Annotated in this window: 23 protein-coding genes; 10 read left to right on the top strand and 13 right to left on the bottom strand. The window is 72.0% G+C overall.

What is annotated here, in order from left to right; translation table 11 throughout:
• Window positions 1-6 precede the first annotated feature (6 nt).
• Window positions 7-531 carry a tripartite tricarboxylate transporter TctB family protein gene (locus QCN29_RS29885; RefSeq protein WP_279932079.1) on the bottom strand — a complete coding sequence of 175 codons (525 nt, stop codon included), beginning with the start codon at window positions 529-531 and terminating at the stop codon, window positions 7-9.
• 17 nt (window positions 532-548) lie between these two features.
• On the bottom strand, window positions 549-1559 hold the full coding sequence (locus QCN29_RS29890; RefSeq protein ID WP_279932080.1) for a Bug family tripartite tricarboxylate transporter substrate binding protein: 1011 nt from the start codon (window positions 1557-1559) through the stop codon (window positions 549-551).
• A gap of 97 nt (window positions 1560-1656) precedes the next feature.
• Between QCN29_RS29890 and QCN29_RS29895 the strand changes: the two genes are divergently transcribed.
• Window positions 1657-3354 carry a sensor histidine kinase gene (locus QCN29_RS29895; RefSeq protein WP_279932081.1) on the top strand — a complete coding sequence of 566 codons (1698 nt, stop codon included), beginning with the start codon at window positions 1657-1659 and terminating at the stop codon, window positions 3352-3354.
• Window positions 3351-4031: a response regulator gene (locus QCN29_RS29900; protein WP_279932082.1), complete on the top strand. Its 681-nt coding sequence runs from the start codon at window positions 3351-3353 to the stop codon at window positions 4029-4031. Before QCN29_RS29895 ends, QCN29_RS29900 begins: the two co-directional genes overlap by 4 nt.
• Before the next feature lie 57 nt (window positions 4032-4088).
• Here the strand turns inward: QCN29_RS29900 and QCN29_RS29905 are convergent, their stop codons facing one another.
• The gene (locus QCN29_RS29905; RefSeq protein WP_279932083.1) at window positions 4089-4862 is read right to left on the bottom strand and encodes a hypothetical protein; all 774 of its coding nucleotides are present in this window, start codon (window positions 4860-4862) and stop codon (window positions 4089-4091) included.
• 194 nt (window positions 4863-5056) lie between these two features.
• Between QCN29_RS29905 and QCN29_RS29910 the strand changes: the two genes are divergently transcribed.
• Genes QCN29_RS29910 through QCN29_RS29920 form a run of 3 tightly spaced genes read left to right on the top strand, consistent with a single transcriptional unit; the run spans window position 5057 to window position 8137 of the window.
• Entirely contained in the window at window positions 5057-6334 is a 1278-nt protein-coding gene (locus tag QCN29_RS29910) for a magnesium transporter MgtE N-terminal domain-containing protein (protein WP_240136660.1), read from the top strand.
• Window positions 6335-6359: 25 nt separating this feature from the next.
• On the top strand, window positions 6360-6959 hold the full coding sequence (locus QCN29_RS29915; RefSeq protein ID WP_279932105.1) for a DUF1003 domain-containing protein: 600 nt from the start codon (window positions 6360-6362) through the stop codon (window positions 6957-6959).
• Between the two features lie 44 nt (window positions 6960-7003).
• Window positions 7004-8137, top strand: a complete 1134-nt coding sequence (locus QCN29_RS29920; protein ID WP_240136659.1) for an Mrp/NBP35 family ATP-binding protein — start codon at window positions 7004-7006, stop codon at window positions 8135-8137.
• A gap of 96 nt (window positions 8138-8233) precedes the next feature.
• Here the strand turns inward: QCN29_RS29920 and QCN29_RS29925 are convergent, their stop codons facing one another.
• The 5 genes from QCN29_RS29925 to sigE all read right to left on the bottom strand — a co-directional run bounded on the left by QCN29_RS29925 (window position 8234) and on the right by sigE (window position 13569).
• Window positions 8234-8926, bottom strand: a complete 693-nt coding sequence (locus tag QCN29_RS29925) for a hypothetical protein (protein ID WP_279932086.1) — start codon at window positions 8924-8926, stop codon at window positions 8234-8236.
• A 119-nt stretch (window positions 8927-9045) separates the two neighbouring features.
• On the bottom strand, window positions 9046-9498 hold the full coding sequence (locus QCN29_RS29930; RefSeq protein WP_279932087.1) for a sec-independent translocase: 453 nt from the start codon (window positions 9496-9498) through the stop codon (window positions 9046-9048).
• Window positions 9499-9704: 206 nt separating this feature from the next.
• Window positions 9705-11501 (bottom strand): S1C family serine protease, encoded by a 1797-nt coding sequence (locus tag QCN29_RS29935; protein ID WP_279932089.1) that lies wholly within the window; start codon window positions 11499-11501, stop codon window positions 9705-9707.
• A gap of 107 nt (window positions 11502-11608) precedes the next feature.
• Window positions 11609-12787 carry an anti-sigma factor family protein gene (locus QCN29_RS29940; protein ID WP_279932091.1) on the bottom strand — a complete coding sequence of 393 codons (1179 nt, stop codon included), beginning with the start codon at window positions 12785-12787 and terminating at the stop codon, window positions 11609-11611.
• On the bottom strand, window positions 12784-13569 hold the full coding sequence (gene sigE / locus QCN29_RS29945) for an RNA polymerase sigma factor SigE (protein ID WP_279932093.1): 786 nt from the start codon (window positions 13567-13569) through the stop codon (window positions 12784-12786). Before sigE ends, QCN29_RS29940 begins: the two co-directional genes overlap by 4 nt.
• A gap of 147 nt (window positions 13570-13716) precedes the next feature.
• Here sigE and QCN29_RS29950 point away from each other — a divergent pair, with 147 nt between their 5' ends.
• Window positions 13717-14394 (top strand): O-methyltransferase, encoded by a 678-nt coding sequence (locus QCN29_RS29950; RefSeq protein ID WP_279932107.1) that lies wholly within the window; start codon window positions 13717-13719, stop codon window positions 14392-14394.
• A gap of 74 nt (window positions 14395-14468) precedes the next feature.
• Here QCN29_RS29950 and QCN29_RS29955 read toward each other — a convergent pair whose 3' ends face one another.
• Window positions 14469-14636, bottom strand: a complete 168-nt coding sequence (locus tag QCN29_RS29955; protein ID WP_240136653.1) for a DUF3117 domain-containing protein — start codon at window positions 14634-14636, stop codon at window positions 14469-14471.
• 313 nt (window positions 14637-14949) lie between these two features.
• Here QCN29_RS29955 and chcB point away from each other — a divergent pair, with 313 nt between their 5' ends.
• Entirely contained in the window at window positions 14950-15750 is an 801-nt protein-coding gene (chcB, locus tag QCN29_RS29960) for a 2-cyclohexenylcarbonyl CoA isomerase (protein ID WP_240136652.1), read from the top strand.
• Window positions 15751-15976: 226 nt separating this feature from the next.
• On the opposite strand, the gene QCN29_RS29965 is transcribed toward chcB, so the two are convergent.
• Complete coding sequence (locus QCN29_RS29965) at window positions 15977-16576, bottom strand: DNA-3-methyladenine glycosylase I (protein ID WP_279932095.1); 600 nt, start codon at window positions 16574-16576, stop codon at window positions 15977-15979.
• Window positions 16573-16986, bottom strand: coding sequence for a hypothetical protein (locus tag QCN29_RS29970; RefSeq protein ID WP_279932097.1), 414 nt, complete (start codon window positions 16984-16986; stop codon window positions 16573-16575). Before QCN29_RS29970 ends, QCN29_RS29965 begins: the two co-directional genes overlap by 4 nt.
• Before the next feature lie 120 nt (window positions 16987-17106).
• Here QCN29_RS29970 and folP point away from each other — a divergent pair, with 120 nt between their 5' ends.
• Window positions 17107-17967, top strand: a complete 861-nt coding sequence (folP, locus tag QCN29_RS29975) for a dihydropteroate synthase (protein ID WP_279932098.1) — start codon at window positions 17107-17109, stop codon at window positions 17965-17967.
• Between the two features lie 171 nt (window positions 17968-18138).
• Here the strand turns inward: folP and QCN29_RS29980 are convergent, their stop codons facing one another.
• Together QCN29_RS29980 and dapE are read right to left on the bottom strand one after the other, a co-directional pair.
• Window positions 18139-18888, bottom strand: coding sequence for an LOG family protein (locus QCN29_RS29980; RefSeq protein WP_240136648.1), 750 nt, complete (start codon window positions 18886-18888; stop codon window positions 18139-18141).
• A 103-nt stretch (window positions 18889-18991) separates the two neighbouring features.
• On the bottom strand, window positions 18992-20164 hold the full coding sequence (dapE, locus tag QCN29_RS29985) for a succinyl-diaminopimelate desuccinylase (RefSeq protein ID WP_279932099.1): 1173 nt from the start codon (window positions 20162-20164) through the stop codon (window positions 18992-18994).
• Between the two features lie 38 nt (window positions 20165-20202).
• On the opposite strand from dapE, the gene QCN29_RS29990 reads away from it, so the two are divergent.
• Window positions 20203-21186, top strand: a complete 984-nt coding sequence (locus tag QCN29_RS29990; protein ID WP_279932101.1) for a hypothetical protein — start codon at window positions 20203-20205, stop codon at window positions 21184-21186.
• 481 nt (window positions 21187-21667) lie between these two features.
• Window positions 21668-22081, top strand: a complete 414-nt coding sequence (locus QCN29_RS29995) for an ATP-binding protein (RefSeq protein ID WP_279932102.1) — start codon at window positions 21668-21670, stop codon at window positions 22079-22081.
• Window positions 22082-22241 lie beyond the last annotated feature (160 nt).

A 22241-nucleotide genomic window follows, 5' to 3' on the forward strand; every position in this document is an offset into this window, starting at 1 on the left:
CAGGCCTCACAGGATTCCTTGCAGGACACCGGCGGGGAGGTTCACGCCGAGGCCGATCGCGAACGCGTAGAACGTCGTCAGGGACAGCGTCGCCGCGATGAGGAGGTTGCGGACGTAGTGGCGGTTGCCGAGCGCGAAGGCGGTGCCCCAGAAGAGCAGACCGCCGCTGATCACCCAGCCGAGGCGCTCGATGAGCAGCGCGTTCGCCAGGAACACGCCGACCAGCAGCAGCACCGTGCGCCAGTCGGCGCCCTGGGACAGGTCGACGTCCTCGCCGGCCTCCGGCTCACCGCGGCCGCCCCGGGCCACATCCACGGCGTAGAACACCACGAGCACCAGCAGCAGCGCGCCCAGGATCAGCGGCACCGCGCGCGGGCCGACGGGGTCGGTGCCGCTGGTGATGTGCGGGATGCCGAGGGCGTCCACGATCACGGCCGTGCCCAGCAGGGCGAGGAACACGCACACGCCGTACTGCGCGCGGTCCCCGCCCTGACGGGACCCGGGGGTGTCCTCCACAGTCCGGTCCTTCACCGGATTCACCTGCAAGCTCATGCCAGCCCGAGTTCGGCCAGCAGGTCGGCGACCGCCTTGTCCTGCTCGGTCATGTAGGCGCCGAACTCGTCCCCGGTGGCGAAGGCGTCGACCCAGCCGTTCTTCTCCAGCTGCGCCTTCCACGCGTCCGAGTCGTGCATCTTGGTCAGCGCGTCGACCCAGGTCTGCTTCTGCTCGTCGGTGATGCCGGGCGGGGCGACGATGCCGCGCCAGTTGGTGAAGACCAGGTCGATGCCCTCGTCCTTGAGGGTGGGCACGTCCTTCAGCGCCTCGATCGGCTTCTCGCTGCTGACCGCTAGGACACGCACCTGGCCCGCCTCGACCTGGTCGAGGAACTCACCGAAGCCGCTCGCCCCGAAGGCGATCTTGTTGCCGAGGATGGCCGGGAGCAGCTCGCCGCCACCGTCGTAGGAGACGTAGTTGACGTCCGTCGGCTTGATGCCGACCGCCTTCGCCAGCTGCATCGGCAGCAGGTGGTCGGGGCCGCCCGGCGACGAGCCGCCGCCCACCGCGAACTTCTGCGGGTTCTTCTTCCAGGCGGTGACGAGGTCGTCCATGGACTTGTACGGGGAGTCCTTCGGCACGACGATCGCGCCGGCCTCCTCGATCAGCTTGGCGAGCGGCGTGGTGTCGGTCAGCGTCGCCTTGGACTTCTGCGTGTACGAGGCTCCGACGACGCCCAGGCCCATCTGCATGGCCATCTTGCCGTTGCCCTTTTCGTTCACCAGGCGCTGCAGGCCCACCGTGCCGCTCGCCCCGGGCAGGTTGAAGACCTGGACGCCGGAGGCGACCTTGGTGTCCTGCATGACCTGGGAGACGGTGCGGGCGGTGAGGTCGTAGCCGCTGCCCGGGGTGTTGGGGACCATGAGTCTCAGGCCGGTGGCGGGCTTCGAGGACCCGCTTCCGCTCCCGGACTCCTCCTTGTCGGCGGTGGCGCCACAGGCGCTGACCGCGAGCATGGACGCGGCTGCAAGAGCTCCGACAAGTGCGGCTCGTCGAGTTCTCATGGCTCATCTCTTTCGCTTGGGCCGATCCGACGCCATGATTGTGCGGTTCCTGAGACACCCCATCTCGGTTGTGTGACCATTGAAGGTTGAGTTCATAGTGGTCATAACGTCACGGTCGCCGTCCCGAAGACGGCGACGCCATACGCTCGCCGGTGAGCTGCTGAGATGGCAGCTCGCCATTGTCGTGATCGTGCTGGCCGCCGTCGCCGCGGTCTCGCTCGCGCAGTCCAAGGCGACCTTCGACCGCGTCGAGGGGCGCCGGGTGACCGCGCTCGCCGAGGAGACGGCGGGCAACCCGCTGGTGCGCACCCAGCTGGCGCGGCCCGCCCCCGCCGAGATGCTCGCCCCGCTGCTCCAGTCCACGCTGAACAGGTCCGGGGTCACCTCCGCCACGGTCGCCCGGACCGACGGCACCATCGTGGCCTCCACCAACCCCACCCTCCTCGGGACGCGGCTGCCGGTCTCCGGCAAGGACGCCGCCGGGGGCCGCGGCTGGTCCGGGGAGCTGCCGGTGAACGGCGTCACCGAGCTGGTGGCCCAGGCCCCGGTGCTCCGGGCGCACGGCGAGAACGTCGGGGAGCACCTCGGCACGGTGATGATCGGGCGGGCCTCGCCGTCGGTCTGGCAGCGGCTGGTGGGCGCCTCGTCCTATCTGCTGGTCTACCTCGGCGTCGCCAGCGTCCTCGGGGTGGCCGGCTCCTGGCTGCTGGCCCGCCGGATCAAGCGGCAGACCTTCGGCATGGAGCCGCGCGAGATCGCCGGGCTCGCCGAGCACCGGGAGGCGATGCTGTTCGGGATCGCCGAGGGCGTGGTGGCCCTCGACCCGCAGCAGCGGCTGACGCTGGTGAACGCGGTCGGCCGCCGGCTGCTGGACCTGCCCGAGAACTGCGTCGGGACAAGCCTGGCGGATCTGGGGATCGAGGGGCGGCTGTACGACGTCCTGGCCGGCAGTGCGCGGGATCATCAGGACGAGGCCGGTGCCGAACGGCGCGACGAGGTCGTCGTACGGCGGGGCCGCGTCCTGGTGATGAACCGGATGGACGTCACCAAGGACGGCCGCCGCCTCGGCTCGGTGACCACCCTGCGCGACCGCACCGAACTCGCGCAGTTGGAAAGGGAGTTGGGCTCCTTCCGCAGCACCACCGAGCTGCTGCGCGCCCAGGCGCACGAGTTCTCCAACCAGCTGCACACCATCTCCGGGCTCATCCAGATCGGCGAGCACGACGAGGTCGTGAAGTACGTCCGCGCCCTGCGCAAACACCGTGAGTCGCTCGATCTGACCCTCACCAGCCGGGTCCGCGACCGGGCGATCGCCGCGCTGCTCATGGCCAAGTCGGCGCTTGCGTCGGAACGCAAGGTGCGGCTGAAGATCTCGGAGCGGACCGCCCTGGAGCAGCTGGAGCCGACCGACTCCGCGGACGTGGCGACCGTGCTCGGCAACCTCGTGGACAACGCGGTCGACGCGGCCGCGGCGGGTGTCCCCGGCCATGACGCGTGGGTGGAAGACGCGTGGGTGGAAGTCGAACTGCGCCAAGACGCCTCCAGCGTGGAGATCGTCGTACGGGACTCGGGGCCGGGCGTGGCTCCCGAGCTGGCGCAGGAGGTGTTCCTGCACGGGTTCACCACCAAGGCCGCGCAGGGCGGCGACCGGGGGATCGGCCTGGCGCTCACGCGTCTGGTGTGCAAACGCCGGGGCGGTGAGGTGTCGGTGGCCAACACGCAGGCGGGCGCCATGTTCACCGCCCGGATGTCCGTCGGCCGACCGGCCGACCGAGCGACGGAGACAGTCCGATGATCGATGTGATGATCGTGGAGGACGACTTCATGGTGGCGCGGATCCACCGCGGATTCGTCAATGACGTCGCCAGGTTCCGGGTGGTCGGCACAGCGAACTGCGGCGAGCAGGCGCTCACCGCGGTCGCCGAGCTCCAGCCCGACCTGGTGCTCCTCGACCTCTACCTGCCCGACATGTTCGGCCTGGAGATCATCCCCCGGCTGCGCGCCGCCGGGCACGACTGCGACGTCATGGTGATCAGCGCGGCACGCGAATCGGAGGCGGTCCGGGGCGCCGTGCGCCAGGGCGTCGTCGACTACCTGCTGAAGCCCTTCGATGCGGAGGACCTCAGGGCACGCCTCGAGCAGTACGCGGCCCGGCGCGGCAACCTCTACGCGGCGGTCGTCAGCGGCCAGTCCGACGTGGACCGGGCCCTGGCACGGGGCGCGGCCCCGGCCGCCACAGCGGCCTCCTTGCCCAAGGGCATGAGCGTGGAGACCGCCGAGCTGATCGAACGCGAGCTGCGCGCGGCCGACGGCAGCCTCTCCTCGGCCGAGTGCGCGGCCCGGCTGGGGGTCTCGCGGGTCAGCGCCCGCCGCTACCTGGAGCACTTCAGCGTCACGGGCCAGGCGGAGGTGTCGCTGCGCTACGGGCAGGCCGGGCGCCCGGAGCGGCGCTACAGCTGGGTGGCCGGCTAGTGTCCTGCGCCGGAGATCCGTCGGCAGAAGCGGGCGAGGGATCTCCGGCGCATCACACTAGCCGTCGCTCGTCTTGGGGAGCTGGCCCCCGTAGTCCACCGTCTCCTCCTTCGGCGGCTCCTTCAGGGCGAAGTCCTCGCCCCAGTCCCCCAGGGTCAGCACCCCCGTCCCGCCCGCGCGGGTGAACTGGAGGGGGTAGGGCGTGCCCTCGAGGGAGACGTCGAGGACGTTGCCGCCGCCCTCACTGCCGGTGACCTTGATGGCGCGGACGCCGCCCACCTTCGTGCGGTCGCCCTTGACCAGCTCGCCGTGCATGCCGAGCAGCCCGTCCAGCAGCAGGTCCATGTCGGTGAAGCCGCGGAACTGCTCGTACGCGGGGTCGCCCTTGGGGACCTTCACATACTTGCCGTTGAGCTTCTCCGCTGCCTCCAGGTCCGCTTTGCTCGGCTTCTCGCCGCCCTTGGCGTCCGTATGGGCCCAGAAGCCGGCGTCCGCCCTGAGGTAGAGCGCGTCGCCGATCCGCAGCAGCTCGAAGGTGGTGTCTTTCGCGGTGACGGACCCGCTGCCGCCGTCCTGCTTCAGACGCATGTTCAGCTTGTACGTCGTGCCCTCGGTCACCAGCGTGCCCGACAGCCGCACCGACGGCGCCGCGTCCGCCGCCGCCTTCGCCTTCGTCTCGATCTCGGCCGCGGAGAGCTTGCCCACGCCGTTGGTCCCCGCGTCCGGATCCTCGCCGCCGCCGCAGGCCGTGAGCGACGCGGTCAGCCCGGCGCACAGCGCCAGGGAAAGCGCAGCTCTTCGCCTTCGCGCAGCGGGGGGGAGGGGAGTCACAGGCGCACTGCCTCTCTTACGCGGTGGTGGTGGCAGTCGGCAGCGTACCTGTGCGGTATTCACCCCTCCGCAGTCAGGCGTAAGAGGTTCGTGCGAGTTCCGTACGGGCGCTTCATCAGGGCGGCGCAGAACGGAACGGACTAGCCTGAAAGGCCTGGAACGCGGCATTCCGCAGTGAAGAGGAGGCGCATCGCATGGCCTCAGGCGCCCCCCGCGTCTTCGTCTCCCACCTCGCCGGCGTCGCCGTCTTCGACCCCAACGGCGACCAGGTCGGACGCGTCCGCGATCTGGTGGCGATGCTGCGCGTGGGCCGCCGTCCGCCCCGGCTGCTCGGCATGGTCGTCGAGGTGGTCAGCCGCCGCCGGATCTTCCTTCCCATGACCCGGGTGACGGGCGTGGAGTCAGGACAGGTGATCACCACCGGCGTGGTCAACATGCGGCGCTTTGAACAGCGGCCGACCGAGCGGCTCGTCCTCGGCGAGCTGCTGGACCGACGGGTGCGGCTGGTGGAGACGGGCGAGGAGGTCACCGTGCTGGACGTCTCGATCCAGCAGCTGCCCGCCCGCCGCGACTGGGAGATCGACAAGGTCTTCGTACGCAAGGGAAGGGGCGGGGCGCTGCGCCGCAAAGGGGAGGCGCTGACCGTCGAGTGGTCGGCCGTCACCGGCTTCTCACTGGAGGAGCACGGGCAGGGCGCGGAGAGTCTCGTCGCCACCTTCGAGCGGATGCGCCCCGCCGATCTGGCGAACGTGCTGCACCATCTGTCGCCGAAGCGCCGCGCCGAGGTCGCCGCCGCGCTGGACGACGACCGGCTGGCCGATGTGCTGGAGGAGCTGCCGGAGGACGACCAGGTGGAGATCCTCGGCAAGCTGAAGGAGGAGCGGGCGGCGGACGTCCTGGAGGCGATGGACCCGGACGACGCGGCCGATCTGCTCTCCGAGCTCCCGGAGGAGGACAAGGAGCGGCTGCTGGCCCTGATGCGACCGGACGACGCGGCGGATGTGCGCCGGCTGATGTCGTACGAGGAGCGGACCGCGGGCGGTCTGATGACCACGGAGCCGATCGTGCTGCGGCCGGACGCGACGGTCGCCGACGCGCTCGCCCGCGTACGGCAGCAGGATCTGTCCCCGGCGCTGGCGGCGCAGGTCTATGTCTGCCGGCCGCCCGACGAGACGCCCACCGGCAAGTACCTGGGCACGGTGCACTTCCAGCGGCTGCTGCGCGATCCGCCGTTCACGCTGGTCAGCTCGCTGGTCGAGAGCGATCTGCCGCCGCTGGGGCCGGACACCGCCCTGCCGGAGCTCACCAGCTATCTCGCCGCGTACAACATGGTCGCCGCGCCCGTCGTCGACGAGGGCGGCTCGCTGCTGGGTGCGGTGACCGTCGACGACGTGCTGGACCATCTGCTGCCCGACGACTGGCGGGAGACGGAGTTCGAGGAGACCGCGGGCCCCGGGGACACGCATGAGTAGCGGCGAGGGCGGCGGCCCGGACCGTATGGACCGCATCGAACGGCTCGAACGTCTGGAGGGGCGCGAGCGTGTGCCGTCGGGCGCGAGCGCGGTCTCCCGCCACCGCACGCGGATCGACATGCCGCGCGCGCCCCGTCGCACGCTGCTGCCCCAGTACGACCCGGAGGCCTTCGGCCGGCTCTCCGAGCGGATCGCCCGCTTCCTGGGCACATGGCGGTTCATCGCCTGGATGACCGGGATCGTCATCGTGTGGGTCGTGTGGAACGTCGCCGCGCCGGAGGAGCTGCGCTTTGACGAGTACCCGTTCATCTTTCTGACGCTGGCCCTGTCGCTGCAGGCCTCCTATGCGGCCCCGCTGATCCTGCTGGCGCAGAACCGCCAGGCCGACCGCGATCGCGTCACCCATGAGCAGGACCGCAAGCAGAACGAGCGCTCGATCGCGGACACCGAGTATCTGACCCGGGAGATCGCGGCGCTGCGGATGGGCCTCGGGGAGGTCGCCACCCGCGACTGGATCCGCTCCGAGCTGGAGGTCCTAACCAGGACGCTGGAGGGCACGCTTGAGGAGCAGCACGCCGTATTCCCGTCCGGGGACGGGAACCGGAGTGACGAACACGACCGCTGACTGCTCTTTCCGGCGGTGGGAGCCAGCGCCGTACCATCGTCCCTATGGTTACGGAAGACGCGGTGCTCGAGGCACTGTCGACGGTGAACGACCCCGAGATCAACCGACCGATCACCGAACTCGGCATGGTCAAATCGGTGGAGATCGGCGCGGACGGTGCGGTCGCCGTCACGGTGTATCTGACCGTTTCCGGCTGCCCCATGCGGGAAACGATCACCAGGAACGTAACCGACGCGGTCGCCCGGCTCGACGGGGTGAGCGGGGTCGATGTGGCGCTGGACGTGATGAGCGACGAGCAGCGGCGGGAGCTCGCCGCCTCGCTGCGCGGCGGCGGCGCCGAGCGCGAGGTGCCGTTCGCCAAGCCCGGCTCGCTGACCCGGGTGTACGCGGTGGCCTCCGGCAAGGGCGGCGTCGGCAAGTCCTCCGTGACCGTGAACCTGGCCGCCGCGATGGCCGCCGACGGGCTGAAGGTCGGCGTCGTCGACGCGGACATCTACGGCCACAGCGTGCCGCGCATGCTGGGCGCCGACGGCCGGCCCACCCAGGTCGAGAACATGATCATGCCGCCGTCGGCGAACGGCGTGAAGGTCATCTCGATCGGCATGTTCACCCCCGGCAACGCGCCGGTGGTGTGGCGCGGCCCGATGCTGCACCGCGCCCTTCAGCAGTTCCTCGCCGATGTGTACTGGGGCGATCTGGACGTGCTGCTGCTGGACCTGCCGCCCGGCACCGGCGACATCGCCATCTCCGTGGCCCAGCTGGTGCCGACCGCGGAGATCCTGGTGGTCACCACCCCGCAGCAGGCCGCGGCCGAGGTCGCCGAGCGGGCCGGCTCGATCGCCGTACAGACCCACCAGAAGATCGTCGGCGTCGTCGAGAACATGTCGGGGCTGCCCTGTCCGCACTGCGACGAGATGGTCGACGTGTTCGGCACCGGCGGCGGTCAGCAGGTCGCCGAGGGCCTGACCAGGACGACCGGCACGACGGTGCCCGTGCTCGGCGCGATCCCCATCGACGTACGGCTGCGGGAGGGCGGCGACGAGGGCAAGCCGGTCGTGCTCACCGACCCGGAGTCCCCGGCGGGCGCGGCACTGCGCACCATCGCCGGAAAGCTGGGCGGCCGTCAGCGCGGTCTGTCGGGCATGTCCCTGGGCATCACCCCGCGCAACAAGTTCTGACGGACACGAGTCCGACGGACACGAGGAGGGGCGTCGCTCGGGTGAGCGGCGCCCCTCCTCTTCTCGTATGCGCTCCTCTTCTCGTATGCGCTCTCCTCAGGTGTACGCCGCGAGGTCCTGGATCACCGAGAACCCCAGGCCGTAGGCGCTCATCCCGCGCCCGTAGGCGCCGATGTGCACCCCGCCGTCCGTGGGACCGGCCAGCACCCAGCCGAACTCCGACTCCCGGTAGTGGAACGGCGTCGGTTCGCCGTCGACCGGAAGCGACAGGCTGGACCAGGCCGGCCCCGCCAGATCGTCGGCGAGTTCGAACGCGGTCTCCGTCTGCTGCTCCAGCCAGTCGTCGCGCAGCGCGTGGTCCAGCTGCGGCGGCCAGGTGTGGGCGAGCAGCCCCGACCCGGCCAGCCAGGCCGCCGAGGAGACCGTGGTGGCGTCCAGGACGCCCGTTCCGTCGCCGCTGCGCCGCACCGGGCTGGCCGCCACGGTGACGACCACGGCGAAGCGCTCACGCTCCGCGCTCTGGCTTCCGTCGGACTTTATCGACGGCTCGTCGCCGTGCCCCACGGAGCCGTGCTGGACCGTGCCGTCCGCCGCCGTGCCCACCTGCATCAGGCGGCGGGGGCCGCTGAACGCCTCATCCAGTCCGTACCAGGGGAAGGACGCACTCAGATATCCGTCGATCAACCGCCGAGCCGCTATCTTCTCCTTGGCCCCCAGCGGTCGCTCCCCGCCCTGAGCGGGGGATGGGTCGGTCACACCCGGTACCGCTACTCGACTCGTCGTCTCCATCTATCCGGCCGCCTCCTTGAGTTTCGAGACCCGGAACGGACCCGCCCCCCTCGGGCGTCCTGACTTCCGGACAGATGGAGAATAGCCACCCTGTCCCGTCTCGCAGGGATTGACGGTACTCAGGTGGCGTCTGCGTCGAACGGCGGCCGCTCGTCCTTCTCGAGCGTTACGCGCTTCTTGAGCAGGTCGGGGCCGGTGGAAGAGGAGCTTCCGGGCGCTGCGGCGGAGACCGGGGCATCGGGCTCCGTGCCGTTCACCGCATCGGCGACCTCGTTGACTTCCTTCTTGAAGTCAAAGGAGCTGCGGAGCTCCTTGAGCTCCTTCAGCTCCTCGTTCTGGTCGAGCTGCTTGCGGATGAACGCCTTGGGGTTGAGGTCCTCGAACTCGAAGTCCTTGAACTCCGGCCCCAGCTCGCTGCGGATGTCCTGCTTTGCGTTCTCGGAGAACTCGCGGATCTTCCGGATGAAGCGGGCGGCGTCCTGGATGACCTTCGGCAGCTTGTCGGGGCCGAAGATGAGCACCGCGAGGATCACAAGCGCCACCAGCTCCAGTCCGCCTATGTCGTTGAACACCCTGCTGCTCCTCGTGGTCCGCGGGCCCGCACGTCGACGATTCGATGAGGGCGAAAGGCCCGCTCCACGGTACCCGCCCGCACTCGCCGGGCGGTACCTTGCCCCGCCCCGCCGGGTGAGAGTGCAGCCGCTGTTCAGCTGCCGGCCCGGCGCAGCTGTCGGCCGGGCGTTCAGCTGCCGGCCCGGCGCAGCTGTCGGCCGGGCGTTCAGCTGCCGGAGGAGCCGAGGGTCAGCGTCAGGGTGCGGGCGCCGGAGCCGCCGCGCCGGAGCGTCAGCTCCAGTTCGTCGCCGGGGCGGTGGGCGCGGATCTTGACGATCAGCTCCTCGCCGCTGTGCACCCGCTGGCCGTCCACCTTGGTGATCACATCGCCGGGCCTGATGCCCGCCTTGGCGGCCGGTCCGCCTGGTGTGACGGACGGCCCGCCGTCCCGGCCCTCGTCGCCGACGCGCGCGCCGTCGCCGGTGAACTTCATGTCGAGGCTCACGCCGATGACCGGATGGGTGGCCCTGCCGGTGTTGATCAGCTCCTCGGCGACCCGCTTGCCCTGGTTGATGGGGATGGCGAAGCCGAGGCCGATGGAGCCCGGCTGGCCGCCGTCCGAGCCGACGCCGTCGTCCGCCGCCCGGATCGCGCTGTTGATGCCGATGACCCGGGCCTTGGAGTCGACGAGCGGCCCGCCTGAGTTGCCGGGGTTTATCGGGGCGTCGGTCTGGAGCGCGTCGACATAGCTGATGTCGCTGCCGTCGCCCTTCTGGCCACCCGCGGTGATGGGGCGCTCCTTGGCGCTGATGATGCCCGCGGTCACCGTGTTCTGCAGATCGAAGGGTGCGCCGATGGCCACGACGGGGTCGCCGACCTGGACGTTGTCGGAGTTGCCGAGGGGCAGCGGCGTGAGGTTCGAGACGCCGGTGACCTTCACGACGGCGAGGTCGTAGCCGCTGTCCTTGCCGACGAGCGTGGCCCTGGCGGTGTCGCCGCTGCTGAAGGTGACCGAGATGTCGCCCGTTTCGCCAGCCGGGTCGACCACATGGTTGTTGGTGAGGATGTGGCCCTTCCGGTCGAGTACGAAGCCGGTTCCGGTGCCTGCCTCGCCGCCGCCGCTGACGTGCAGGGTGACCACGCTCGGGAGCGCGCTGGCGGCGATGCCGGCGACGCTGTCGGGCGGGCGGACGCCGTTGTCACGGCCGGCCTGCGGCAGTTCGACCCGCGTGAGGCCGCCGTTGCGCTCGATGTACGCGCCGATGCCGCCGCCGACCCCGCCCGCGACCACCGCGATGAGCAGCGCGGCGAGGGCCAGCGCCCCGCGCCGCCTGCCCTTGCGGGCGGGCTGGGGCGGATGGCCGGAGTGGACGAGGTGGCCGGGCTGGCCGTTCTGGGTCAGCTGGCCGTTCTGGGTCAGGGGCTGCTGTCCGGGAGCTCTCCACGGGTCGTACTGCAGCCACTGCGGCGAAGGCTGCGACGGGGACTGAGGCGCGCCCTGGGGCTCCGGCGGCAGCGGGGTTCCCTGGGGCGGCATGCCAGGAGGGGCGGGGGCGGCCGCAGGGACTCCCGGGGTCGGCGTCCCATGCGCAGGCGTCCCGTGAGCGGGCGTCCCATGGGTGTGCGTCCCATGCGCGGGCGTGCCGTGCGGCGGGGTCGCGCCGGGGACCGCCGGGCGCTGCACGGGCGGTGCGGGAGCCCAGGGGCCGGGCTCGCCGTACGGCGGAGTCCGGTACTCGTCCGGTTCGTGCAGCGGCTGCGGCCGGGCCGGTGTCCCGGCGGAAGCCGCGGCGGCGGCCTGCGCCTCCGCGGGCGGCCCTTCGGAGGCGGGCGTCGGCGGCGTCACGGGGGCAGCCGTGGAGGGCTCCGGACCGGTGGCGTCACCGGCGGACGCCGCGGCGGCCGCGGCGTCCTTCGCCGCCTCCCCGGGCTCCGGCTGGGAGGGGGCCCCGCCCGCCGCGCCGGGTCGGCTCCACCACCGCGCCTTCGACCCCGTGGGCTGTGTGGGCTTCCCGTCGTCCATGCTCTCCCCGCAGACTGCGACTGCCGAAACGCTGCGGCGCCGGTGGGCGCCGCTCCGCAGATTCAACCAGGTTTGCGATTCGCCGCGCAGGGCCCTGACCGGCTGGGTCAGGGCCGCGGGGAGAGCGAGTCCCCGGGTCGGCCGGGGGCGGAGGGATGCGTGGGGACGGAGGCGGGCGACGGGGCGATCCCGGAGGCGTGGGCGAGGCGGAAGGCCGGGTCCGCAGCTCCGGCCGCCGGCGGCAGTCCGCGCGAGGGCTCCGTCGGCATCGACGCGCCGAACAGCATGGACGTGTCGAACGGCCGGTTCGGCGACAGAGGCGACCAGAGCGAGAGCGGCGCCAGGGGCGGTGTCGTCTGCTGCGCCGACGGGACGCTCCGGCCCGGCCGGGTCGGAGCGGACGAGGGCGAGGCTCCGTCGGAACGTGCGACGTCGTACGCCCCGTACCCGCCGTTGCGGCGGCGGTCCGCCTCCGAGGCGCCGCGCACGCTCGTCGCGCCTCCGGGGAACGAGCCGCTGACGCCTGCTCTCCCGGCGCCGCCGGACGCGCTCCGCGCCGAAGGAGACGCGTTCGAGGCGGCCTGGGCGGCCGTGTTGGAGGCGGCCGTGCGCGGCGGGGTGATGTTGGTCCCGCGGCCCTCGCCCCGTGCGCTGTTCTGCGCGGAGCCGTCCAGGGACACCGTGCCGCCCAGCGCGATCGCCGCAAAGGAGACCGCGCTCGCCGCGGCGAAAGCGAGCCTCCGGCCTCGCCACGGCGAGCGGTCGGCGGCGGCGTGCCCGGTCTCATGGATCCGGAAGCCCGCTCCGGAGCCGCCCGGCAGGACCGTCGCGCGGGTGCCCGCGGGGACGTGGCCGAACGTCTCCGCGCTGCGTTCGCCGGTATGTTCCGCCGACGGCCTCAGCGCTCCCCTCACCCCGTCGCCGCGGCTCACGCCGTCGCTCTGCCGGTCGCCTCCGAAGCCGCCGCCGAAGGGGCTGCCGGGGCCGCCGAAAGCGCCGAGGTCGCCGAAGGGGCGGCGGACCCCTGGGCCGCCGTCATCGCCGCCGGGACCGGCCGGGAGCCCCTGCAGCCGCGCCAGCAGCCCCTCGGGGGGCGGGGGCGGGGCGGCATGCGCGAAGACGCTCTTCAGGCGGCGCTGGGCGTCTGCCTCGGCCTTGCATTTGGGGCAGGTCGCCAGATGGGCCAGGACACGGTCGCGGGCGTCGTGCGCCAGCTCGCCGTCGACCAGCGCGGCGAGCCTGTCCCCCAGGTGCTGCTCCGCGGGAGTCGGACGTGTGCTGCTCACGCCGTTCCGACCTCCCCTGCTCCGGCGCCGGCGAACCCGAGCGCGGGCACGGGTGCGGCGCCGCGCTGCTCGGCGCGGGCCTCCGGAGAACGGTGGCTGAGCGCCTTGCGCAGATGGGAGCGCCCGCGGTGGATACGGCTGCGGACGGTGCCGAGCTTGACGCCCAGCGTCGCGGCGATCTCCTCGTACGACAGCCCCTCGATGTCACAGAGCACCACGGCGGCGCGGAACTCGGGCGCGAGGGTGTCGAGCGCCTGCTGCACGTCCGCGTCGAAGTGGGTGTCGTTGAACGCCTGCTGCGGGGAGGGCTCGCGGCTGGGCAGCCGCTCGGCCGCGTCGTCGCCCAGCGCGTCGAAGCGGATGCGCTGCTTGCGGCGGACCATGTCCAGGAAGAGGTTGGTGGTGATGCGGTGCAGCCAGCCTTCGAAAGTGCCCGGGGTGTATGTGGACAGTGAGCGGAAGACCCGGACGAAGACCTCCTGGGTCAGGTCCTCCGCATCGTGCTGGTTGCCCGTGAGGCGGTAGGCGAGGCGGTAGACCCGGCCGCTGTGCGTGCTGACGATCTCCTCCCAGGTGGGAGGGGTCCACGCCTGCGATTCCGCATCCGATGCGAAGGTCGCCGTGGTTGCGGAGTCGGAGGTGCGAGAACTGTCAGCGGTGTATGTCACGGATTTCGGCTCACCCGCCGACCTGAGAAGGCGCCTCAGCACTCCTCCCCGATCCGCAGGTGCAGCCGCACCTCCCCTGTCGGCTCTGGTGGTGTCCAGCGGAGCCCCTACCATAGCCACCTCGCCCGTTAGCACCGGATAAGAATCTTTACGCGAACTTGGGCCCCGCGGTCGGTCGCGTTCCTGTTTGCCCGCGCTTCGTGCGGTTCCCCCTGCCCCTGCCTAACGCCCGGTCCCATCAGCGGGTTCCCGGGGCAGCGGATACAGTCGGCCTCGCGCGCACTACGGGGCAAGGAGAGGGCCATTACCGCCAACCGGCAGACGAGCTGGGCGTTCGCCGACGCCTTTGTCGCCGAGGACGAGGCACTGCGCTGGGCCCGGGACCGGGCCCGGGAGTCAGGGCTCCCCTCGGTGTCCCCGGGCGCCGGCGCCGCGCTGCGACTGCTGGCCGCGACCGCGGGCGCGAAGGCGGTGGCCGAGATCGGGACGGGCGCCGGCGTCTCCGGGATCTATCTGCTTCAGGGGATGCGCCCGGACGGCGTGCTGACGACCGTGGATCTGGAGCCGGAGCGGCAGCAGTTCGCCCGCGAGGCGTTCCGCGAGGCGGGCTTCGCCGGGAACCGTGCGCGATTCATACCCGGCCGGGCCCTCGATGTGCTGCCGCGGCTGGCGGACGGCGGGTACGACCTCGTCTTCTGCGACGGCGACCCGATGGAGTCCCTCGACTACCTCGCTGAATCGTTGCGTCTGCTGCGGCCCGGCGGCCTCGTCTGCTTCGAGGGGGTCTTCGCGGACGGCCGCACGGTCGACTCCTCGGCCCAGCCCCCCGAAGTGCTGCGGGTGCGGGAGCTGCTGAGGGCGGTGCGGGAGAGCCAGGAGCTGCTGCCCACGCTGCTGCCGGTCGGCGACGGGCTGCTGTGCGCGGTGCGCAGGGGCTGAGCCGCTCCCGGCACGCCTCTGCCCCGGCACAGGACTCCGTGCCGGGGCAGTGCAGCGTAATGGATGCGTCCGCGTCAGGCGGTGACCTTCTCCAGGGCCTCACCCAGGGCCTTGGCCTCGTCCGGAGTCAGCTCGACAACGAGCCGACCGCCGCCTTCGAGCGGAACGCGCATGACGATGCCCCGCCCCTCCTTGCTCACCTCGAGCGGGCCGTCGCCCGTCCGCGGCTTCATGGCCGCCATGCTCGTTCCCCTTCCTGAAACCAGCTCATCGTCAGCCGACGGCCCTGTGGAAGGGCACGCGTCACCGGCATCGAACACATTGCTTCCAGGTCATTATCCCGCATCGCCGGACCCGATGACCAACATCGGTCGGCATCGCTTGCGCAACGCGCTCAGTCAAAACCACTCAATTCGGCGATCCGCCTGCGATACTTCGCCCCCGCGCCATGGCCGGGAGCTGCGCAATGTTTGACGCAGGTCACATGTTCACGTGCCGATGATCTCCGTCATGCTTGGGCTGGACACTGCCGTTCGACCCGCGAAGGGACCTGACATGGCCGACAGCGTGCTGTACGAGGTGAGCGACGGGCTCGCGACCGTCACGATCAACCGGCCCGAGGCCATGAACGCGATGAACATCAGGGCCAAGGCCGCCCTGCGGGACGCGGTGCAGTCCGCCGCGGCCGACCGCGCGGTGCGCGCGGTGCTGCTCACCGCCGCCGGGCGCGCCTTCTGCGTCGGCCAGGACCTCAAGGAGCACGTCGCCCTGCTGCAGTCGGACCGCGACGCCGGCACCCGCCACACCATGGAGACCGTGCGCAAGCACTACAACCCGATCGTGCGGGCCATCGCCGAGATGCCCAAGCCCGTGGTGGCCGGGGTCAACGGCGTCGCCGCGGGCGCGGGCCTGGGTTTCGCGCTCGCCGCGGACTACCGGGTGGTCGCGGACAGCGCGTCGTTCACCACGTCGTTCGCGGGGGTCGCCCTGACCGCCGACTCGGGCGTCTCCTGGACGCTGCCCCGTCTGGTCGGCCGGAGCCGCGCCACGGAGCTGCTGATGTTCCCGCGGTCCTTCTCCGCCCAGGAGGCGTACGACCTGGGCATCGCGAACAAGCTGGTCCCCGCGGGCGACCTCGCCGCGGAGGCCGCCGCTGTGGCCCGGGCGCTGGCGGACGGTCCGACGCTGGCCTACGCGGCGCTCAAGCGGTCCCTCGACTTCAGCGCGGACCACTCGCTGAGCGAGACCCTGGAGAAGGAGGACGAACTCCAGACGATGGCGGGCGCGTCCGAGGACCACCAGATCGCGGTGCAGGCGTTCCTGGCGAAGGAGCAGCCGAAGTTCACAGGCCGCTGAGCCGCGCCGCCCGTGCCCTTTCCGGGCGGGGGTTCGCCCTTCGCGGCGCCCGTGCCCTTTCCGGGCGGGGTTCGCCTTCGCAGCGCTCGTGCCCCCCTCCCGGCGGACTTCACTCCGTCACACTGCGCCGCGCGCGCTGCCGCCCCCCGCGACGGTCCGGGCGCGGGAGGCGCTCCCCCAGCGCCGGACGACGCTCGTCGACGGGCGGACACTGCCCGTCGCGGCGCTAGCGGGCGGCACAGGCGGCCCGCGCCGAGCAGTCCGCCAGGTGGTCGTTGACCAGGCCGCACGCCTGCATCAGGGCGTAGGCGGTGGTCGGGCCGACAAAACGCAGCCCGCGCTTCTTCAGCGTCCTGGCCAGCGCCGTGGACTCGTCGGTGACGGCCGGCACGTCCGCGAGCGTCCGCGGGGCGGGCCGGACAGCCGGGTCGGGGGCGTATGACCAGATCAGCGCGTCCAGCTCGCCGGGCGCCCACCCGGCGAGCACGCGCGCGTTGGCGAGCGTCGCCTGGATCTTGGCGCGGTTGCGGATGATGCCGGCGTCGGCGAGGAGGCGCTCCTCGTCGCCGCCGGTGAACTCCGCCACCGCCGCGATCCTGAAGCCGGCGAAGGCGGCGCGGAAGCCCTCCCTGCGGCGCAGGATCGTGATCCACGACAGCCCCGACTGGAAGGCCTCAAGACACAGCCGTTCGAACAGCTCGTCGTCGCCGTGGACCGCGCGGCCCCATTCCTCGTCGTGGTACGGCACATAGTCGTCGGCCGAGAGCCCCCACGGGCAGCGGAGCCTGCCGTCGGGCCCCGGCAGCGCCGTTGCCTGCGCCGTCATCGCCCGTTCTCCTCTCCGGGGCCCCGGAAGGGGTCGTCCGCGGGCGCGGCGAACCCGTCACCGGGCCTGTGCCCGTCGGGCTTGTCGAACAGGCCCGGGCCGCTGCGCGCCGTCGCCTGCGCACCGGCGAGCGCCGACTCCAGCTCCGCGATGCGGGCGTCCCGCTCGGCGAGCTCCGCTCCGAGCCGGCCCAGCACCTCGTCGACCTCGGTCATCCGGTAGCCGCGGGCGGCCACCGGCAGCCGCAGCGCCTCGACGTCCGCACGGCCGAGCGGACGGGCGGCGGGCAGCGGGTCCACGAGGTGCTCGGGCGCCGCCTCGGGCAGCGCCGCGCTGTCGCCGCCGCCGACGACGGCCAGCGTGACCGCGGCGACGACCACGACCATCGCGATCAGCAGAAAGAAGAACACGGTCGAGCCTCCCCAGGCGGAAAACGTCCGGTGCTGATCGTGCCACGGGTCCGGGGGGCGGAAGTGCCGCGGCCACGGAGTTAGGGTCGCAGGCGGACGAGCTGAGGAGGAAACCGCGAGATGCTGCGGCTGGGACGGCGCGAATTCGAAGCGCACGAGCCGGTGATCATGGCCATTGTGAACCGGACGCCGGACTCCTTCTACGACCGGGGCGCGACCTTCCGCGACGAGCCGGCTCTCGCCCGCGTCGAGCAGGCGGTGTCGGAGGGCGCGGCCATCATCGACGTCGGCGGGGTGAAGGCCGGTCCCGGGGAGGAGGTGACCGCCGAGGAGGAGGCGCGGCGCACGGTCGGCTTCGTGGCCGAGGTGCGCAGACGCCATCCGGATGTGGTGATCAGCGTGGACACCTGGCGGCACGACGTCGGCGAGGCGGTCTGCGAGGCGGGCGCGGATCTGCTCAACGACGCGTGGGGCGGGGTGGACCCCGGACTGGCGGAGGTCGCCGCGCGGTACGGCGCGGGGCTGGTGTGCACCCACGCGGGCGGCGCACGGCCGCGGACCCGGCCGCACCGCGTCGCGTACGACGATGTGGTCGCCGACATCCTGCGGGTGACGCTGCAGCTCGCCGAGCGGGCGGCCGAGCTGGGGGTGCGCCGGGACGGGATCATGATCGACCCCGGTCATGACTTCGGCAAGAACACCCGTCACAGCCTGGAGGCCACCCGCCGTCTGGGCGAACTCACCGAGACCGGCTGGCCGGTCCTGGTGTCGCTGTCCAACAAGGACTTCGTCGGCGAGACCCTCGACCGCCCGGTGAAGGAGCGCCTCATCGGCACCCTCGCCACGACGGCGGTCTCGGCGTGGCTGGGGGCGCAGGTGTACCGCGTCCACGAGGTCGCGGAGACCAAGCAGGTCCTCGACATGGTCACGGCGATCGCGGGCCGCGGAGGCCCTGCGGTGGCCAGACGGGGCCTGGCATAAGGGGCGCCGGCACAGCTGCGGCGGGCGGCCCCCTCCCCTGCCCCCGGGAAATCCAGCCTCTCCGGCGATTGAGGAGCGGGGTCCGGGGGCGGAGCCCCCGAAAACCGGGGGCTGGGACGGAGCCCCGGTTTCGGGAGGGGGCGGGGAGGGGAAACGGCCCCGGGCGGCCGGCTACCTGCCCGTCTCCTTCGTCACCAGCCCCACCGCCTCCTCCACGTCATCCGTCACGTGGAACAGCAGCAGATCCTTCTGCGACGCCTTCCCCTGCCCCACTACCGTGCTCCGCAGCCACTCCACCAGGCCGCCCCAGTACTCCGTGCCGAAGAGGACGATGGGGAAGCGGGTGACCTTGCGCGTCTGGACGAGGGTGAGGGCCTCGAAGAGTTCGTCCAGGGTGCCGAGGCCGCCGGGCAGCACCACAAAGCCCTGTGCGTACTTCACGAACATGGTCTTGCGGACGAAGAAGTAGCGGAAGTTCACCCCGATGTCGACATGCGGGTTGAGCCCCTGCTCGTAGGGGAGCTCGATGCCGAGGCCGACCGAGATGCCCCGCGCTTCCCGGGCGCCCCGGTTCGCCGCCTCCATCGCTCCCGGGCCGCCGCCCGTGATGACGGCGAACCCCGCCTCGACGAGCGCTTTGCCGAGGGCGATGCCCGACTCGTACTCGGGGGTGCCGGGTCCGGTCCTGGCGGAGCCGAAGACGCTGATGGCACTGGGAAGTTCGGCGAGCGCGCCGAAGCCCTCCACGAACTCCGACTGGATGCGCAGCACCCGCCAGGGATCGGTGTGCACCCACTGGGAATCGCCCTCGGTGTCCAGCAGTCGCTGGTCCGTGGTACCGGGCTGCACCTGTTCCCTGCGGCGCAGCACCGGCCCCAGCCGCTGCTCCTCCAGAGCCCGCAAACCCTCGGAGTTGCTCATGACCTGCTCCCTCCGCCGAACATCGACGCGCTTCGTGCCTGGGCTCAGGGTAGGTCGCAGTACGTTACGACATGCGAAATACCAGGGATCGCCAGCCCGGCGATCATGCGGTGAGCCACTCCCGCAGTCGCTCCTCACAGTGTCTGATCTTGTCCACGGCGACATGTTCGTCGCGCTTGTGCGCGAACAGCGCGTCACCGGGACCGTAGTTGACCGCGGGCACGCCGAGCGCGCTGAAGCGGGAGACGTCCGTCCACCCGAACTTCGGCTGGGCGGTCCCGCCGACGGCCGCCATGAACGCGGCGGCGGCCGGGTGGGACAGCCCCGGCAGCGCCCCGCCCGTGTGGTCGTCCACTGCGATCTCGTGGACGCAGTCGGCGAAGATCTCACGCACATGGGCCTCGGCCTCGGCCATGGAACGGTCCGGCGCATAGCGGTAGTTGACGACGACGGTGCACTCGTCGGGGATGACGTTGGTGGCCACTCCCGCCTCGATGCCCACGGCGTTGAGCCCTTCCCGGTACTCCAGCCCGTCGATCACCGGCCGCCGGGGCTCGTACGCGGCCAGCCGGGCCAGGACCGGCGCGGCGGCGTGGATCGCGTTGGAACCCATCCAGCCGCGCGCCGAGTGCGCCCGCTCCCCCCTCGTCCGCAGATGGACCCGGAGCGTTCCCTGGCAGCCGCCCTCGACCTGGGCGTCGGAGGGTTCGAGGAGAATGGCGAAGTCGCCCTTCAGCCAGTCGGGGTGGGCCTCGGCCACATGCCCGAGACCGTTGAGGTGGGCGGCGACCTCCTCGTTGTCGTAGAAGACGAACGTGAGATCGCGGTTCGGGGCGGGGACGGTCGCGGCGATCCGCAGCTGTACGGCGACGCCCGACTTCATGTCGCTGGTGCCGCAGCCCCACAGGACGCCGTTCCCGTCGAGTCGCGAGGGGACGTTGTCGGCGATGGGCACGGTGTCGATGTGCCCGGCGAGCACGACCCGCTCCGCGCGGCCCAGGTGCGTCCGTGCGACGACGTTGTTGCCGTGCCGGTCGACGGTCAGATGAGGGAGGGTGCGCAGGGCGCTCTCGATCGCGTCGGCGAGGGGCTTCTCCGCGCCGCTGACGGACGGGAAGTCCACGAGGGCGGCGGTGAGCGCCGGGCCGTCGAGGGAGAGGTCGAGCGCGGGCGCGGCGTCCGCGGGCACGGTGCCTGCGGGGGCGGCGAGCGCCGTGGTGACACGACTGGTCGCGGGGCTGGTCTCGGGGCCGGTGGCGGGGCTGCTGTCGGGCATAGGTCCGACCATAACGCGGGCTCCAGTACGGTGGGCGCGTGTCCGAGTCCGCCTCTTCCGCCGCCTCCGGGGTCCGGCGTGGCCGTCTGCTGCGCCACGGGGCCGCGTTCGCCGTGCTGCTGGCCCTGGTCGGCTATGTCGTGGCGCAGTACGTCGCCGGCGGCCGGGCGGCGCCGCGCTGCACGGTGCGCGCGCCCGAGGGCGACGGGCCGTCGTACGAGCTGAGCGCGGAGCAGGCGTCGAACGCCGCGACGATCTCGGCGGTCGGCACCACCCGCGGCATGCCGGAGCGCGCGGTGACCATCGCGCTGGCCACCGCGCTGCAGGAGTCGGCACTGCGCAACATCAACCACGGCGACCGCGATTCGCTGGGGCTCTTCCAGCAGCGCCCCTCCCAGGGCTGGGGCACACCGCGGCAGATCCTGGACCCGGTGTACGCGTCGGCGAAGTTCTACGACCATCTGGACAAGGTTCCGGGGTACTCGCGGCTGCCGTTGACGGTCGCCGCGCAGCGGGTGCAGCGCAGCGGATTCCCTCAGGCGTACGCGAAGCACGAGCCGGACGCCGCACTGCTGGCCGCGGCGCTGACCGGCCGCTCCGCCGCCTCCCTGACCTGCGAGAGCCACGAAGTGCCCGGCGCCGAGGAGAAGACGGCCGATACGGCGAGGTTCCGGTCGGAGCTGATCCGGGCTTTCGGCCGCAAGGTGCTGCCCGCCCCGGAGGGAGGCGCGGGACGCGCCGGGGCGCCCTCCTCACCGGAGGTGTCCGTGCCGGTGCCGGTCACGGCGGGGACGGAGCGCGTCGGGACTGCGGACCGCGGCTGGGAGCTGGCCCACTGGGCGGTGGCACGCGCCGGCGACCTCGGCATCGACCGGGTCTCGTACGACGGCCGGGTGTGGAGTGCGGACGCGTCCGACGAAGGCTGGCGCCGGGAGAGGCCGAAGGCCGGCGGCTCCGGGGCGTCCGGGGCGTCCGGCTCCTCTTCCGCGGCGGAGGTCCGCATCCGTCTCACCGCGCCCTGACACCGCGCGGATCGCAGGCGGTCGCACAGATCGCAGGGATGGCGGGGAAATCGCAGGGGGATCGCAGGGAGATCGCACGGATCCCGCAGCTCCCAGCGGCCCGGCGCCCCTCTCCGTGCATCGAGCAGCGGACTCGCACGACCGTCCGCCGAGTCCCTCGGACGAAGCACTCCGGCCACCTCCGGACGATGCGCCGCGCAGCCGTTCGCGGTTGTGGAGACAACCTCCCCACTCCCTTGCGCCACCAGGGAAGTAACGGTTCTGCAGCCCATTGCGCAATGGAATGTTTGCCCGTTTTTATCCGTAGCCGATAATGCGACGTATTACCAACTCTTTACTGTGGTCCGCCGCAACTTCCCCGCCCCTTCCAGCGGTTGTCACAGCGTCCGAGGCGCCCGGACCGCCGGACCACCGAAGCGGGGCCCGCACCGGAACCAAGGACAGACACCACCCCAAACGTCCTCTCGTTTCAAGGAGCATCATGTCCCTCCCCCTGACCCGTCGGATCGCCCGTGCCGCGCTGCTGGTCGCGGCCGGCGCAGCCCCCGTGGTCGGTGCGGCCGGCTCCGCAAGCGCCCTGGAGGCCCCGCAGCTTCCGGCCGGCGGTCTGACCGCGCTCGACGCGGGCAGCGCCGCCGGCACCCTCGACGGCGGTGCCCAGCAGAGCACCGCCCTGGTGAGCGAGGTGGGCGGCGACGCGCTCCAGAACGCGGTCCCGGCCGCCGGTTCGGTCGTCGGGCAGGCGGGCAGCGCCACTGTGCCGGCCGCTCAGCAGGCCGCCGGCAACGCCGCCGCCACCACCGGCGACGCCGTCGGCAAGACCGCCGGAACCGCGTCCAGCGGAGCCGGCGGCGGCATGATCGGCGGCCTGCCCGCCGGCGTGCCCCTCGGCTGATCAACCACCTCGGCCGCACCCACGCGGAGGGCCCCGGGAACACCATGACGCTGTTGGTTAATTCGGGGCCTGCTGCTTCGCCCCGTCGAGCTGTTGCTCGGCGGGGCGAAGTCGTGCGAAGTGGCTGGTGCGGGTGTGGGCCCGGGGTGTGTCGGCGAGG

It is taken from the genome of Streptomyces chengmaiensis (assembly GCF_029846775.1).
Lineage (GTDB): Bacteria > Actinomycetota > Actinomycetes > Streptomycetales > Streptomycetaceae > Streptomyces > Streptomyces chengmaiensis.

Excerpts from the sequence above, each read along its gene's own strand:
- QCN29_RS29890 (WP_279932080.1), bottom strand. The coding sequence starts at position 1,559 with ATGAGAACTCGACGAGCCGCACTTGTCGGAGCTCTTGCAGCCGCGTCC.
- QCN29_RS29900 (WP_279932082.1), top strand. The coding sequence starts at position 3,351 with ATGATCGATGTGATGATCGTGGAGGACGACTTCATGGTGGCGCGGATC.
- QCN29_RS29910 (WP_240136660.1), top strand. The coding sequence starts at position 5,057 with ATGGCCTCAGGCGCCCCCCGCGTCTTCGTCTCCCACCTCGCCGGCGTC.
- QCN29_RS29915 (WP_279932105.1), top strand. The coding sequence starts at position 6,360 with ATGGACCGCATCGAACGGCTCGAACGTCTGGAGGGGCGCGAGCGTGTG.
- QCN29_RS29920 (WP_240136659.1), top strand. The coding sequence starts at position 7,004 with ATGGTTACGGAAGACGCGGTGCTCGAGGCACTGTCGACGGTGAACGAC.
- QCN29_RS29925 (WP_279932086.1), bottom strand. The coding sequence starts at position 8,926 with ATGGAGACGACGAGTCGAGTAGCGGTACCGGGTGTGACCGACCCATCC.
- QCN29_RS29935 (WP_279932089.1), bottom strand. The coding sequence starts at position 11,501 with ATGGACGACGGGAAGCCCACACAGCCCACGGGGTCGAAGGCGCGGTGG.
- sigE (WP_279932093.1), bottom strand. The coding sequence starts at position 13,569 with ATGGTAGGGGCTCCGCTGGACACCACCAGAGCCGACAGGGGAGGTGCG.
- QCN29_RS29955 (WP_240136653.1), bottom strand. The coding sequence starts at position 14,636 with ATGGCGGCCATGAAGCCGCGGACGGGCGACGGCCCGCTCGAGGTGAGC.
- chcB (WP_240136652.1), top strand. The coding sequence starts at position 14,950 with ATGGCCGACAGCGTGCTGTACGAGGTGAGCGACGGGCTCGCGACCGTC.
- QCN29_RS29965 (WP_279932095.1), bottom strand. The coding sequence starts at position 16,576 with ATGACGGCGCAGGCAACGGCGCTGCCGGGGCCCGACGGCAGGCTCCGC.
- folP (WP_279932098.1), top strand. The coding sequence starts at position 17,107 with ATGCTGCGGCTGGGACGGCGCGAATTCGAAGCGCACGAGCCGGTGATC.
- QCN29_RS29980 (WP_240136648.1), bottom strand. The coding sequence starts at position 18,888 with ATGAGCAACTCCGAGGGTTTGCGGGCTCTGGAGGAGCAGCGGCTGGGG.
- dapE (WP_279932099.1), bottom strand. The coding sequence starts at position 20,164 with ATGCCCGACAGCAGCCCCGCCACCGGCCCCGAGACCAGCCCCGCGACC.
- QCN29_RS29995 (WP_279932102.1), top strand. The coding sequence starts at position 21,668 with ATGTCCCTCCCCCTGACCCGTCGGATCGCCCGTGCCGCGCTGCTGGTC.